Here is a 13248-nt window from a genome sequence, read left to right as displayed (position 1 = left end):
TGGGCACTGCCCGGGCACACGCGTCTTGTTGTCAGGTTCAGTGGCTGCGGCAATCGTCGATCACCTTGCCGTCCGCGGGCAGGCTGCCGGGCAACACGGCGACGACGTCGGCGCGCAACTGGGTCAGCTCGCGAAAGCCGGTCGAGAGCGCGTCAAGCAGCGCCGGCGTATCCGCGCACTCGGCCTTCAGCGTCAGGGTGTCCTGGGCGCCGGCCCGGCTAACTTCCAGGCGCAAGCGCCCCACTTCGGGAACGCGCTTTTGCAGGGCAGCAAGCTGCGCGGGGTGGACGAACAGGCCGCGCACCTTGGCGGTCTGGTCGGCGCGGCCGAGCCAGCCCCGCAACACCCGCCCGCTGCGCCCGCACGGGCTAAGCTCGGGCGAGAAGGCTGACAAGTCGCCGGTGGCGAAGCGCACCAGCGGGTAGCTGCGCTGCAAGGTGGTGACCACCACCTCGCCCACCTCGCCGAAGGGCACCGGCTCGCCTGTGCCCGGGCACACGATCTCGACCAGGATGTCCTCGTCGCAGATAAGCCCGCCGCCGGGCACGCCCTCGTACGCGATCAGCCCCAGGTCGGCGCTGGCGTAGCACTGGTAGGCCGTCACGCCGAACCCGGTCAGTTGCTCGCGCAAGGCGGCTGGCAACGCTTCGCCGCTGACCAGCGCGCGTTTGAGCCTGGGGAGCGGCACGCCCGCGTCGCGCGCGCGCTCGAGCAGGATGGCCAGGAAGGACGGCGTGCCGACGTAGGCGTCGGGCTGCAGCGCCCGCATCGCACCCACCTGCAGCTCGGTCTGGCCGGGCCCGGCCGGGAACACCGCGCAACCGGCGGCCTGGCAGCCCAGGTCCAGCATGAATCCGCCGGGGGTCAGGTGGTAGGCGAAACTGTTGTGCACCAGGAAGCCGGGCGCGAAGCCTGCCGCCTGGCACGCGCGGCGCATCCGCCAGGGGTCGGCGCCCTCGCCTTGCGGCTCGAAGATCGGGCCGGGCGAGGCGAACACCCGCCCCGCTTCGCCCGGCGCGCAGGTCGCGTAACCGGCAAAGGGCGGCAGCTCGGCCTGCTCTTCCGGCAACGCGGACTTGCGCGTCAGCGGCAGGCTGGCCAGCGCCGACCAGCTGTTGACGAGTGACAGGTCGACGCCGGCGAAGAGGCGCCGGTACGCCGGGCTGTGCTCGCGGGCGAAGGCCAGTTGTGCGGGCAGGCGCGCGAACCATTCGGCCTCGCGTTCGGCCATGCTGCGGTATTCGCGTGGGTCGTGCATCGCGTCCTCCTCAGGCCAGCCAACGCTTGCGGCGGCGGTAGTGCTTGACCTCGCGGAAGCTCTTGCGCCCCTCGCCGCCCAGGCCCAGGTAGAACTCCTTGACGTCCTCGTTGCTGGCGAGCGCGGCGGCCTCGCCGTCCATCACCACGCGGCCGTTCTCCAGGATGTAGCCGTAGTCGGCGTACCTGAGCGCGATGCTGGTATTTTGTTCGGCCAGCAGGAAGCTGACCCGCTCCTTCTGGTTGAGCTCGCGGACGATCTCGAAGATTTCCTCGACGATCTGCGGCGCCAGCCCCATCGAGGGCTCGTCCAGCAAGATCATCTGCGGGCAGGCCATCAGCGCGCGGCCGACCGCGACCATCTGCTGCTCGCCGCCCGAGGTGTAGCCGGCCTGGCTCTGCCGGCGCTCCTTCAGGCGCGGGAAATAGTGGTAGACCTTCTCCAGCGACGCCGCGATCTCGCCGCGGCCCGCACGCCGGGTGTACGCGCCGGTCAGCAGGTTCTCCTCGACGGTCAGGTGGCCGAAGCAATGCCGCCCCTCCATCACCTGGATCACGCCACGCTTGACCAGCGCGTCGGGCGACAGCGCTTCGATGCGCTCGCCGCGGAACTCGATGCTGCCCTTGGTGACGTTGCCCCGCTCGCTTGAGAGCAGGTTGGAGATCGCCTTGAGCGTGGTGGACTTGCCCGCGCCGTTGGCGCCCAGCAAGGCGACGATGCGGCCTTCGGGCACGTCCAGCGACACCCCCTTCAGGACGAGGATCACGTGGTTGTAGATCACCTCGATATTGTTGACCGACAACAAAAAGGGCGACGCGACCTCTGGATGGGCGGCTGTCACCGTGGCGGTGGCTGTCTGCATGCTGCGTCTCCTGATGGGGCGCCGTGCCTGCCGGCACGGCGCCGGGCCTGACTTACTTTTCCTTGCTGCAATCGCGCGGGGTGATGCCCTTCTCTTGTGCGTACTTGGCCGCGCTGGCCTTGACCATCGGGTCGAGCACGGAACGGTCGGCCGGGATCCAGTTCGACACCGGCTTCCAGTCCTTGCCGTCCCACTGCATGAAGCGGGTGTAGCCCGAGCCTTCATGGTTGCTGCACGAGGTCTTCAGCGGCGGCACCATATTGCTGATGCCCAGCGCCTTCTGGCGCGCCGCGTCGATGTTCAGATTCTCGAAGCCCCAGCGGATCTGCTCGCCGGTCAGCGGCTTCTTGCCGTACTTGCCCTGCGCCACACGGATCGCCTCGACCAGCATCACCCCGCCCACCACGCCGCGGTTATAGTTGACGGTGCCGATCGAACCCGTGTCGGAGAGGTTGCCCTTGCCCTGCGCGTAAAGGGTTTTCTCGATGTCCTGGATCAGCGGGAACTGCTTGCCGTCGGCGGCGAAACTGCCAGCGATATAGCCCTTGGCGGCTTCGCCGGCCGGGATCACGTCCTCTTCCGAGCCGCCCCACCAGTTGGAGATGATCTTGTCGCGCGGGAAGCCGACCTTGGTCGCCGCCTTGATCGCGGCCGGCGTCATCACGCCCCAGCTGCGCAACAGCACGAAATCGGGCTGCTGGCGGCGCACTTCCAGCCATTGCGACTGCTGCTCGGTGCCCGGCGCCGGCACCTCGACGTTGACGAGCTCGAAGCCGTACTTCTTCGCCATCGCCTCCAGCACCGGCAGCGTCTCCTTGCCGTAGGCCGAGCCGTGGTACAGGTTGACGAGCTTCTTGCCCTTGAGCTTGTCCATGCCGCCCAGGCGCTGGCCGATGAACTGGATCTTGGCGGTCGCCTGGCTCCAGTAGCTGGTCACCAGCGGGAACACGTAGGGGAACACGCTGCCGTCCTTGGCGTCGGCACGGCCGAAGCCGATGGTCATCAGCGGGATCTTGTCCTTGTCGGCGCGGTCCATCGTCGCGTAGGTGATGCCGGTCGACATGAAGTTGAACGCCGACGCGCCGGTCGCGCCCTTTTTCTTCAGGCGCTCGTAACACTCGACGCCGCGGTCGTTCTTGTACTCGGTCTCGCACTCCTCGTAGGCGAGCTTGACGCCGCCGACACCGCCCTCCTTCAGGTTGACGTAGTTGAGGTAGTCGATCATCCCGCCGTAGTACTTGGCACCGCCGGACGCGTACGGTCCGACGCGGTAGCTCGGTACCGGCACGAATTGTTCGGCCGCAAAGGCGGAACCGGCAAAGACCAGGCCCAGGGACAGGGCAAGCAGACGTTTCTGCATGGCGTTTCTCCTCTTGGAATCGTGGGTGCAGCGACAAACATCGGGGTGGGAACTATCAGTGCGGGAAGGGCCACAGGCGCAGCTTTTCCTTGGCGATCTGCCACAGCCGGGCGAGGCCCAAAGGCTCGACGATCAGGAAGAAGATGATCAGCCCGCCGAAGATCATCATCTCCAGGTTGGAGAGGAAGGAAGTGCTGACCGCGCCGTGCAACAGCTGGCCGGCCTGGTTGAGCACGATGGGCAACAGCACGATGAAGGCCGCGCCGAGGAAGGAGCCCAGGATGGAGCCGACGCCGCCGATGATGATCATGAACAGGATCTGGAACGAGCGGTGCAGATCGAAGGCCTGCGGGTCGACCGTCCCCAGGAGCACGAAGGCCCACAGGCTGCCGGCGACGCCGCAGTAGAACGAACTCACGGCAAACGCGGTCAGCTTGGTTTTGAGCATCGGGATACCGATCACCTCGGCGGCGACGTCCATGTCGCGCACCGCCATCCACGCCCGCCCCAGGCCCGAGCGCACCAGGTTCTTGGCCGCCAGCGCGAGCACCGCGACCACCAGCAGGGTGAACACGTACTTGCTCGCCGGGGTGTCCAGCGCGATGCCGAACACCTGCAGCTCGGACACGCTGATCACCCCCGAGCTCGAGTAGTTGGTGAACCAGCCGAACTTGGTCAGCGCCCACTCGATGAAGAACTGCGCGGCGAGTGTCGCCACCGCCAGGTAAAACCCCTTGATGCGCAACGACGGCAGGCCGAAGGCGACACCGACGACGGCGGCGACCAGCCCGCCCAGCAGCATGGCCGCGATCAGCGGGAGCCCCGGGATGCGCAGCATGAAGTTGTAGGTGGCGAACGCGCCGACCGCCATGAAGGCCGCCGACCCCAGCGAGAGCTGGCCCGCGTAGCCGGTCAGGATGTTGAGGCCGAGCGCGGCGAGCGACAGCACCAAAAACGGGATCAGGATGCCGGAGAGTAGGTAGTCCGACGCCAGCGCCGGCACCACCACCAGCGCGGCCAGCAGCAGCGCGCCGACAAACAGGCGGTCCTGCAGGATGGGGAAGATGACGCTGTCGGCGCGGTAGCTGGTCTTGAACTGGCCGGATTCACGATAGAACATGGGTTTCTCTCCAGAATGAGCTAGACGCGCTCGATGTGGCGCTCGCCGAACAGGCCTTCGGGGCGGATCAACAGGAAGACCAGCGCCAGCATGTAGGGGAACCAGTTTTCAATGCCGCCGGACAAGTAGGGCCCGAGGTAGACCTCGGCCAGCTTCTCGCCGGCGCCAACGATCAGGCCGCCGACAATGGCGCCGGGAACCGAAGTGAAACCGCCCAGGATCAGCACCGGCAGCGCCTTGAGCACGACCAGCGTCAGCGCGAACTGCACGCCGAGGCGCGAGCCCCACAGCAGGCCAGACACCAGCGCGACAAAGCCCGCCACCCCCCACACCACCGCCCAGATATGCTGCAGCGGGATGCCGACCGACAGCGCGGCCTGGTGGTCGTCCGCCACCGCGCGCAGTGCACGGCCCAGCTTGGTGTACTGGAAGAACAGCGCGAGCGCGGCGACCAGCAAGGCCGACAGCCCGGCGGCGAACAGGTCGAACTTGGAGATGAACACGCCACCGACCTCGAAAGGCTCGTCGGCGATGCCAAGCTCCAGCCCGTGCACCTCGGTGCCCCACACCATCTGCGCCAGCCCCTCGATGAAGAAGGACAGGCCGATGGTCGCCATAAAGAGTGCGATCGGCGGCTGGTTGACCAGCGGGCGCAGCACCACCCGCTCGATGGCGACCCCCATGCCGACCATGATGACCAGCGTCGCCGCCATGCTCAGCCAGAACGACAGGCCCATCGCCTGCAGGCTGACGAAGGTCAGCGCGGCGAACAGCACCAGCGCGCCCTGCGCGAAATTGAACACGCCGGAAGCCTTGTAGATCAGCACGAAGCCGAGCGCGACCAGCGAATACATGACCCCGGCGAGCAGGCCGCCGACCAGCACTTCGATAAAAAACTGCATGTCGTCTTCCTCGCTTTGGGCTTAGTGGGCGGTGCCCAGGTAGGCGGCGATCACGTCCGGGTTGTGCTTGACCTCGTCCGGGGCGCCGTCGCCGATCTTCTTGCCGTAGTCGAGCACCACGACCCGGTCGGAGATGTCCATCACCACGCCCATGTCGTGCTCGATCAGCACGATGGTGGTGCCGAACTCGTCGTTCACGTCGAGGATGAAGCGGCACATGTCCTGCTTTTCCTCGACGTTCATCCCGGCCATCGGCTCGTCCAGCAGCAGCAGCGTCGGCTCCATCGCCAGCGCACGCCCCAGTTCGACCCGCTTTTGCAGGCCGTAGGGCAGCCGGCCGACCGGCGTCTTGCGGATATGCTGGATCTCGAGGAAGTCGATGATTTCCTCGACCCGGCACCGCTCGCGCAGCTCCTCGCGCTCGGCCCGCCCCCACCACAGCGCGCGCTCCAAGAGGCTCGCGTGCAGCTTGTGCTGGCGCCCGGTCATGATGTTGTCGAGCACGCTCATGCCCTTGAACAGCGCGATGTTCTGGAAGGTACGGGCGATGCCCTGGCGGGCGGCCAGGTGCGCGCTCATCCGTTGGCGTACCTGGCCGCGGTAGCGCACCTCGCCCTCTTGCGGGTGGTACACCCCGTTGATCACGTTGAGCATCGAACTCTTGCCGGCCCCGTTCGGGCCGATGATGGCGAGTACTTCGTGCTCGCGCACGTCCAGGCTGATGTCGGTCAGCGCCTTCACGCCGCCGAAGCGCAAGGAGATATGGCTGGCTTCCAGCACGACGTCGCCGATCCTGCGGTTGGGATTCATGGGCTCGCTTCCTCAGGCTGCCCGCGGGTAGGTGCGGGCGGTTTCGATCTTGAGGTCGGCGCTCAGGCGGCCGCTGCGGCCGTCTTCGAAGCGCACTTCGGTTTCGATGACACCGCGGCTGGCGTCGCTGTACAGCGCGTCGACCAGCGGCGCGTAGCGCTCGGCGATGAAGCGGCGCCTCACCTTGCGGGTACGGGTCAGCTCGCCGTCGTCGGCGTCCAGCTCCTTGTGCAGCACCAGGAAGCGGCTGATCTGCGAACCGGACAACCGGCTGTCCGCCGACAGGCTCTCGTTCACCTGCTCGACGCAGTCGCGCACCAGTTCGTACACCGCGTCCTGCGCGGCAAGGTCGGTGTAACCGCTGTACGCGAGACCCCGCCGCTCGGCCCAGTTGCCGACAGCCTCGATGTCGATATTGATGAAGGCGGCGGCATGCTCGCGCCCGTCGCCGAAGGCGACCACCTCCTTGATGAAGGGGAAGAACTTGAGCTTGTTCTCCGGATATTTCGGCGCGAACAGCGTACCGTCGGTCAGGCGGCCGACGTCTTTGGCGCGGTCGATGATCCTCAGGTGGCCGGCGTCGTCGATGAAACCCGCGTCGCCGGTGTGCACCCAGCCCTCGGCATTGCGGGTCTCGGCGGTGGCGTCCGCGCGCTGCCAGTAGCTGTGGAACACGCCCGGCCCGCGGAACAGCACCTCGCCCTTGTCGTCGATGCGCACCTCGACGCCCGGCGCCGGCTTGCCGACCGTATCGGCGCGCACCTCGCCGTTGGGCTGCACGCACACCATCACGTAGGCTTCGGTCGAGCCGTACAGCTGCTTGATGTTGATGTTGAGCGCGCGGTAGAAGGCGAAGAGCTCGGGGCCGATCGCCTCGCCCGCGGTATACGCGAGGCGGATGCGCGAGAAACCCAGCACGTTCTTGACCGGTCCGTAGACCAGCCAGTCGCCGAGCCGGTAGCCCAGCCTGTCCCAGAAGCCGACCGGCTCCTTGTCGACGATCCTGACGCCGACCTTGCGCGCGTGCGCCATGAAGTAGCGAAACAGCGCGCGCTTGATGCGGCCGGCGTCCTCCATGCGGATGGTGACCTGGGTGAGCAGGTTCTCGAACACGCGCGGCGGCGCAAAGTAATAGGTCGGCCCGATCTCGCGCATGTCGGTCATCACGGTCGTCGACGACTCCGGACAGCTGACGCAGAAGCCGCACACCATGGACTGCGAGAACGAGAACAGGTTGTCGCCGACCCACGCCATCGGCAGGTAGGCCAGCACCTCCTCGCGGTCGGTCAGCCCTTCCATCGCAGCGGCCGCGCGCGCGGTGTGGATCATGCTGTCGAAGGTATGCACGACCCCCTTGGGCTGGCCGGTCGTCCCCGAGGTATACAGCATGATCGCGAGGTCATGCCCCTGCCCGGCCTCGACACTCAGCTGGAAAAAGGCCGGGTGCTGCTCGTGGAAGACCCGGCCCTCGCCCAGCAGGGCGTCCATGCTCAGAAGGCCTGTCGCGTCGTAGTGGCGCAGGCCGCGCGTGTCGTCGTAGACGATGGTGTGCAGCGCAGGCAACTGCTCGCGGATCTCCAGCAGCTTGTCGACCTGCTCCTGGTCCTCGACCACCGCCACGCTGATGCCGGCGTCGCGCAGGGAGAACACCATCTCGTCGGCGACCGCGTCCTGATAGAGGGGTACCGGCAGCGCGCCGATGCTTTGCGCCGCCAGCATGGCCCAGTAAAGGCGCGGACGGTTGTCGCCGATGATCGCCACCCGGTCGCCGCGGGACACGCCGCGCACATTGAGGCCGCAGGCCATCGCCCGCACCTCGTCGGCGACCTGACGCCAGTTCCAGGTTTGCCAGATGCCCAGGTCCTTTTCGCGCATGGCGGGGCGCTCCGCCCGTTCCTGGGCATGCCGGCACAACAACTGAGGGAAGGTATCCGCAGCCGTGCCGGCCTGCGTGGTGATTTGCTGGGGCAAGTCAAAGGGGCTCGCCATACCGGTGTCTCCTTGTGTTTGAACTTGCGGCCTCTGCGGGCCCTACACCATTACATTGACGTTAACGTAAACCAAAACAACCTTAGCCAAATAAAATGCCAGTGGCAAGATATTTGTCCTGCACGGTGCGACGCCGCTCAGGCGGTGTAGTCATAAAACCCCCGCCCGCTCTTGCGGCCCAGCCTGCCCGCCTCGGCGTAGCGCACCAGCAGCGGGCAGACCCGGTACTTGCTGTCGCGGCTCTCCCGCCACAACACGTCCATGATCGCGACACAGGTGTCGATGCCGATCAAGTCGGCCAGCCTGAGCGGCCCCATCGGGTGATGCATGCCGAGCGTCATCACCTCGTCGACGGCCTCGGCGGTGGCCACGCCTTCGTGCACGCAGAACGCCGCCTCGTTGATCATCGGCATCAGCACGCGGTTGGAGACGAAACCTGGCGCGTCGCCGACCGTGACCGGCGTCTTGCCCAACTGTCTGGCCAGCACCTCGGTCGCCGCGTGTGTCGCGTCGTCGGTCTGCAGCGCGCGGATCACCTCGACCAGCGGCATCAACGGCACCGGGTTCATGAAGTGCATGCCGATCACCCGCGCCGGGTTGGGCAGCGCGGCGGCCAGCCGGGTCAGCCCGATCGACGAGGTATTGCTCGCGATAACCGTCTCCCCTCCCACCACCTCGGCGGCTTCCTTCAGTAAGCGCAGCTTGAGTTCAAGCTGTTCGGGCGCCGCCTCGATCACCCAGTCGCAAGCGGCCAGATCGGCGAGACGGCCCACCGTCACCACCCGCGCCATGACCGCTGCCGCGTCAAGCTGCGGCGTCTTGGCGGCGAGCCTCGCGAGGCTCGCCGTCATCGTGCGGCGCGCGCGCTCAAGCTGCGCGCCTGCCACGTCATACAGGACCACGTCGTGGCCGGCCTGCGCGCACACCTGCGCGATGCCGCTGCCCATCTGCCCCGCGCCGAGAACGGCGATCCGTCTGCCTTGCATTGCCTGCCCCTTTACCCTGGCCGTGTCATGACGCTAATATATGTTTACGCGAACGTAAACGTCAAACAACGGATTCAGACTTCGCGTCAAACCGAGTGTACTGTTGCGGGCAGCACAAAATATTGCACCGCGATAGAATCGTGTAACCATCCGGAGCAGCAACATGGACGACAACAAAAGAACCTACACCATCAGTGAGCTGGCGCGAGAATTCGACGTCACTACCCGCACCATCCGCCACTACGAAGACCAGGGCCTGATCGCACCGGAGCGGCGCGGCCAGCACCGCATCTATTCGCGCCGCGACCGCACACGCTTGCTGCTGACCCTGCGCGGCAAACGCATCGGGCTCACGCTGCAGGAGATCCGCGAACTCTTCGACCTGTACGACGCGGCGCGCGACGATGCTCCGCAGCTGCTCGAATTCCTGAAGATCCTTAACCAGCGCGAAGCGCTGCTGATGCAGCAGATCGAGGACATCCGGGTGGTCACCCGCGAGGTGCAGTCGCTGCGCCAGATGTGCGAACACCTGATCGAGAAGCGCACCGGCGGCACGGGCTCCGCGTCAGGCGAACTCTGAACCTCGCCTATGGCGTGGTTTTTTTACCTCAAGCTGTACGCTTACGTAAACGAAAGGCAACCATGTCACAGCCAGATCCGGTCGTAATCATCAGTGCCGCCCGCACCCCGATGGGCGGTTTTCAGGGCAGCCTCGCCGCGCTTGGCGCGAGCGGGCTCGGCGCAGTAGCGCTCGCTGCCGCACGCGAGCGCGCCGGCCTCGCGGCCAACGCCGTCGACGAAGTGATCATGGGCTGCGTGCTGCCGGCCGGCCAGGGCCAGGCGCCGGCACGGCAGGCCGCGCTCGCGGCCGGACTGGACCTGCACACCCCCTGCACCACCATCAACAAGATGTGCGGCTCGGGCATGAAGGCCGTGATGATGGCGCACGACGCCCTGCTCGGCGGCAGCGCGCGCGTCGTGCTCGCCGGCGGCATGGAGAGCATGTCGAACGCGCCCTACCTGCTGCCCAAAATGCGCGCCGGCCAGCGCCTCGGGCACGGCGTCACCCAGGACCACATGTTTCTCGACGGATTGGAAGACGCGTACGAAAAGGGCACGCTGATGGGGGTGTTCGCCGAGCGCTGCGCGGCGCACTACGGCTTCAGCCGGCAGCGGCAGGATGAATTTGCGCTCGCGTCGCTCTTGCGCGCGCAAGCCGCGATCAGGGAAGGCGCGTTTGCCGCCGAGATCGCGCCGGTGAGCGTGCCGCTGCGCGGGGGCGAGCAGCGGGTGGACACCGACGAGCAGCCCCTGAGCGCCTGCGCCGACAAGATCCCTACCCTGAAGCCCGCGTTCCGGGCGGACGGCACGGTCACCGCGGCCAACTCAAGCTCGATCTCGGACGGCGCGGCGGCGCTCGCCTTGACCCGCGAGTCGACCGCGCGCGCGCTCGGGCTCACGCCGCTGGCGCGCATCGTCGGCCACGCAAGCTACGCGCACGAACCGGCCTGGTTCAGCACGGCGCCGGCGCACGCGATGCGCCGCCTGCTCGGACAGATCGGCTGGCGCGCCACTGACGTCGACCTTTACGAGATCAACGAGGCGTTCGCCGTGGTCGCCCTCGCCGCGATGCACGACATGGACCTGCCGGAGGGCAAGGTCAACGTGCACGGCGGCGCCTGCGCGCTGGGCCACCCGATCGGCGCGTCCGGCGCGCGCATCCTGGTCACCTTGCTGCACGCCCTGCAAAGACGCGGCCTCAGGCGCGGCATGGCCAGCCTGTGCATCGGCGGCGGCGAGGCGACCGCGCTGGCGATCGAGCTTTACTGACACCCGCAAAGGAACAGCCCGCACGCGGCGGGCTGTTGCCGTACGGCAGGCGATGCGGCCAACGGCCTGCGCTCAGCTGCCCCACACCGGCTTGGCCGGCACCGCCTCGCCGATCAGGCGGGCAACCACCTGGCCGATCGACGCGGCGTCGAAGGCCACGCCGCCTGCCCTCGCCTCGGGGCCGGAGCGCCAGCCGTCGCACACCGACACCCGGTCGCCCTCGATCTCGAACACCTGGCCGCTGACGCCGCGGCTTTCTCCGCTCGCAAGCCACACCACCAGCGGCGCGACGTTGGCCGGGTCGTAGTGGTCGAAGCCGCTGTCGGGCTTCTTCACGAGCTCGGGCATGCCCTGTTCGGTCATCGAGGTGCGCGCGGCGGGCGCCAGCGCGTTGGCGGTGACGCCGTAACGGGCGAGTTCAGCTGCCTGCACCAGCGTCAGCGCGGCGACGCCGCCCTTGGCTGATGCGTAGTTGGACTGGCCGATCGAGCCTTGCAGGCCGGCGCCGGAGGTAGTGTTGATGATGCGCGCGTCGACTGCGATGCCGTCCTTGGCAAGGTTGCGCCAGCGCTCGGCGAGCACGCGGGCGAGGCAGAAGTGCCCCTTCAGGTGCACGCGCATCACCGCGTCCCAATCCTCCTCGGACAGCGAGACGAACATGCGGTCGCGTAGGATGCCGGCGTTGTTGACCACGGCGTGCACTTCGCCGAAGGCGGCCAGCGCCGCCTCGACGATGCCGCGCGCGCCTTCGAGCGAACAGATGTCGCCTGCGTTGGCGAGCGCCTTGCCGCCGGCAGCGGCGATCTCGGCCGCCACCGCCTCGGCGGCCTCCAGCCGGATGTCGTTGACGACGACGCTGGCACCGGCCTTGGCCAGCGCCAAAGCGTAGGCGCGGCCGAGGCCGCCGCCGGCGCCGGTGATGATCACGGTGCGGTTTTCGCAAAGCTGCATGGGGTGTCTCCCTGTGTGGCGGCTTTTACAGCCGCTCGATGATGGTCACGTTGGCCTGGCCGCCGCCTTCGCACATGGTCTGCAGGCCGAAGCGGCCGCCGGTGCGTTCGAGCTCGTGCAGCAGCGTGGTCATCAGCCGCGCGCCGGAGGCGCCCAGCGGGTGGCCCAGCGCGATCGCGCCGCCGTTGACGTTGGTGCGCGCAGGATCGAACCCCGTCTCGATCTGCCAGGCCATCACCACCGACGCGAAGGCCTCGTTGATTTCGACGAGGTCGATGTCGGAGAGCTTCATCCCGCACCTCTTCAGCGCGTATTCGGTGGCCGGGATCGGTGCGCGCAGGTGCCAGATCGGGTCGTCGGCGCGTACCGACAGGTGGTGGATGCGTGCGCGCGGGGTCAGCCCGTAACGCTTGAGCGCGGCCTCAGACACGACCAGCACCGCGGCGGACGCGTCGGCAGTCTGGCTGGACACCGCGGCGGTAATCCCCGGGTACACCGGGTCGACCGGCTCGAGCTCGGCCATCCTGGCAAGGCTGGTCGAGCGCACCGTCTCGTCGTGGGCAAGACCCAATAGCGGGACGATCTCGCGCGAGAAATGGCCGGCCTCGGTCGCGCGGCGCGCCTTCTCGTGGCTATCCAGCGCGAACGCTTCCATCGCCTCGCGGCGGATGCCCCAGTGGTCGGCAATGCGCTGCGCGGCGTAGAACTGGTTGACCGGCGCGTCGGCAAAGCGCGCGCGCCAGCCGCTGCTCTCGGCAAACGGCGTGCTGTAACCGTAGGCCTGGCCGGCGAGCATCGCCGCCGAGATCGGGATGCGGGTCATGGTCTGCACGCCGCCGGCGAGCACCACGTCCATGGTGCCGGACATCACCGCCTGCGCGGCAAAGTGCACCGCCTGCTGGCTCGAGCCGCACTGGCGGTCGACGGTGGTGCCGGGCACCGCCAGCGGCAGCCCGGCGGCAAGCCACGCGGTGCGCGCGATATCGCCGGCCTGGCTGCCGATGGTGTCGACGCAGCCGAACACCACGTCGTCGTAATCTTCTGCTGGGATCGCGTTGCGCGCGACGATGGCGCCGATCACATGCGCGCCTAGGTCGGCCGCATGCACCTCGGCGAGCGTCCCCTTGCGCTTGCCGGTCGGGCTGCGCAGCGCGTCGACGATATAAGCTTCTGCCATGGT

12 protein-coding genes are annotated in these 13248 nt (G+C 67.5%); 2 read left to right on the top strand and 10 right to left on the bottom strand.

Going from position 1 to position 13248, the window contains the following annotated elements:
• Positions 1-37 precede the first annotated feature (37 nt).
• From E5K04_RS00120 to E5K04_RS00085, 8 genes are all read right to left on the bottom strand, one after another.
• Positions 38-1258: a phenylacetate--CoA ligase family protein gene (locus tag E5K04_RS00120; protein ID WP_136550869.1), complete on the bottom strand. Its 1221-nt coding sequence runs from the start codon at positions 1256-1258 to the stop codon at positions 38-40.
• A gap of 10 nt (positions 1259-1268) precedes the next feature.
• Positions 1269-2120 (bottom strand): ABC transporter ATP-binding protein, encoded by an 852-nt coding sequence (locus E5K04_RS00115; RefSeq protein WP_168929109.1) that lies wholly within the window; start codon positions 2118-2120, stop codon positions 1269-1271.
• A 52-nt stretch (positions 2121-2172) separates the two neighbouring features.
• The gene (locus tag E5K04_RS00110) at positions 2173-3480 is read right to left on the bottom strand and encodes an ABC transporter substrate-binding protein (protein WP_136550868.1); all 1308 of its coding nucleotides are present in this window, start codon (positions 3478-3480) and stop codon (positions 2173-2175) included.
• Between the two features lie 55 nt (positions 3481-3535).
• Positions 3536-4600 carry a branched-chain amino acid ABC transporter permease gene (locus E5K04_RS00105; RefSeq protein WP_136550867.1) on the bottom strand — a complete coding sequence of 355 codons (1065 nt, stop codon included), beginning with the start codon at positions 4598-4600 and terminating at the stop codon, positions 3536-3538.
• A gap of 20 nt (positions 4601-4620) precedes the next feature.
• Complete coding sequence (locus tag E5K04_RS00100; RefSeq protein ID WP_136550866.1) at positions 4621-5502, bottom strand: branched-chain amino acid ABC transporter permease; 882 nt, start codon at positions 5500-5502, stop codon at positions 4621-4623.
• 21 nt (positions 5503-5523) lie between these two features.
• Entirely contained in the window at positions 5524-6312 is a 789-nt protein-coding gene (locus tag E5K04_RS00095) for an ABC transporter ATP-binding protein (protein WP_136550865.1), read from the bottom strand.
• A gap of 12 nt (positions 6313-6324) precedes the next feature.
• The gene (locus E5K04_RS00090; RefSeq protein ID WP_136550864.1) at positions 6325-8301 is read right to left on the bottom strand and encodes an AMP-dependent synthetase/ligase; all 1977 of its coding nucleotides are present in this window, start codon (positions 8299-8301) and stop codon (positions 6325-6327) included.
• A gap of 137 nt (positions 8302-8438) precedes the next feature.
• Positions 8439-9287: a 3-hydroxyacyl-CoA dehydrogenase family protein gene (locus tag E5K04_RS00085; RefSeq protein WP_136550863.1), complete on the bottom strand. Its 849-nt coding sequence runs from the start codon at positions 9285-9287 to the stop codon at positions 8439-8441.
• Positions 9288-9450: 163 nt separating this feature from the next.
• On the opposite strand from E5K04_RS00085, the gene E5K04_RS00080 reads away from it, so the two are divergent.
• Both E5K04_RS00080 and E5K04_RS00075 read left to right on the top strand, forming a co-directional pair.
• Entirely contained in the window at positions 9451-9867 is a 417-nt protein-coding gene (locus E5K04_RS00080; protein WP_136550862.1) for a MerR family transcriptional regulator, read from the top strand.
• A 62-nt stretch (positions 9868-9929) separates the two neighbouring features.
• Positions 9930-11117: an acetyl-CoA C-acyltransferase gene (locus E5K04_RS00075; RefSeq protein ID WP_136550861.1), complete on the top strand. Its 1188-nt coding sequence runs from the start codon at positions 9930-9932 to the stop codon at positions 11115-11117.
• Positions 11118-11189: 72 nt separating this feature from the next.
• Here E5K04_RS00075 and E5K04_RS00070 read toward each other — a convergent pair whose 3' ends face one another.
• Both E5K04_RS00070 and E5K04_RS00065 read right to left on the bottom strand, forming a co-directional pair.
• Positions 11190-12068, bottom strand: coding sequence for an SDR family oxidoreductase (locus E5K04_RS00070; protein WP_136550860.1), 879 nt, complete (start codon positions 12066-12068; stop codon positions 11190-11192).
• 25 nt (positions 12069-12093) lie between these two features.
• Complete coding sequence (locus tag E5K04_RS00065; RefSeq protein ID WP_136550859.1) at positions 12094-13245, bottom strand: acetyl-CoA C-acetyltransferase; 1152 nt, start codon at positions 13243-13245, stop codon at positions 12094-12096.
• Positions 13246-13248: the final 3 nt, after the last annotated feature.

Origin of the sequence: Crenobacter intestini, from assembly GCF_004919095.1 — a bacterium.
Classification (GTDB): Bacteria; Pseudomonadota; Gammaproteobacteria; order Burkholderiales; family Chromobacteriaceae; genus Craterilacuibacter; species Craterilacuibacter intestini.
Note: the sequence above shows the minus strand (reverse complement) of the source record. Positions and strands in the feature narration are given on the sequence as shown.

Coding starts and splice junctions, on each gene's coding strand:
- E5K04_RS00120 (WP_136550869.1), bottom strand. CDS start 1,258: ATGCACGACCCACGCGAATACCGCAGCATGGCCGAACGCGAGGCCGAA.
- E5K04_RS00115 (WP_168929109.1), bottom strand. CDS start 2,120: ATGCAGACAGCCACCGCCACGGTGACAGCCGCCCATCCAGAGGTCGCG.
- E5K04_RS00110 (WP_136550868.1), bottom strand. CDS start 3,480: ATGCAGAAACGTCTGCTTGCCCTGTCCCTGGGCCTGGTCTTTGCCGGT.
- E5K04_RS00105 (WP_136550867.1), bottom strand. CDS start 4,600: ATGTTCTATCGTGAATCCGGCCAGTTCAAGACCAGCTACCGCGCCGAC.
- E5K04_RS00100 (WP_136550866.1), bottom strand. CDS start 5,502: ATGCAGTTTTTTATCGAAGTGCTGGTCGGCGGCCTGCTCGCCGGGGTC.
- E5K04_RS00095 (WP_136550865.1), bottom strand. CDS start 6,312: ATGAATCCCAACCGCAGGATCGGCGACGTCGTGCTGGAAGCCAGCCAT.
- E5K04_RS00090 (WP_136550864.1), bottom strand. CDS start 8,301: ATGGCGAGCCCCTTTGACTTGCCCCAGCAAATCACCACGCAGGCCGGC.
- E5K04_RS00085 (WP_136550863.1), bottom strand. CDS start 9,287: ATGCAAGGCAGACGGATCGCCGTTCTCGGCGCGGGGCAGATGGGCAGC.
- E5K04_RS00080 (WP_136550862.1), top strand. CDS start 9,451: ATGGACGACAACAAAAGAACCTACACCATCAGTGAGCTGGCGCGAGAA.
- E5K04_RS00075 (WP_136550861.1), top strand. CDS start 9,930: ATGTCACAGCCAGATCCGGTCGTAATCATCAGTGCCGCCCGCACCCCG.
- E5K04_RS00070 (WP_136550860.1), bottom strand. CDS start 12,068: ATGCAGCTTTGCGAAAACCGCACCGTGATCATCACCGGCGCCGGCGGC.
- E5K04_RS00065 (WP_136550859.1), bottom strand. CDS start 13,245: ATGGCAGAAGCTTATATCGTCGACGCGCTGCGCAGCCCGACCGGCAAG.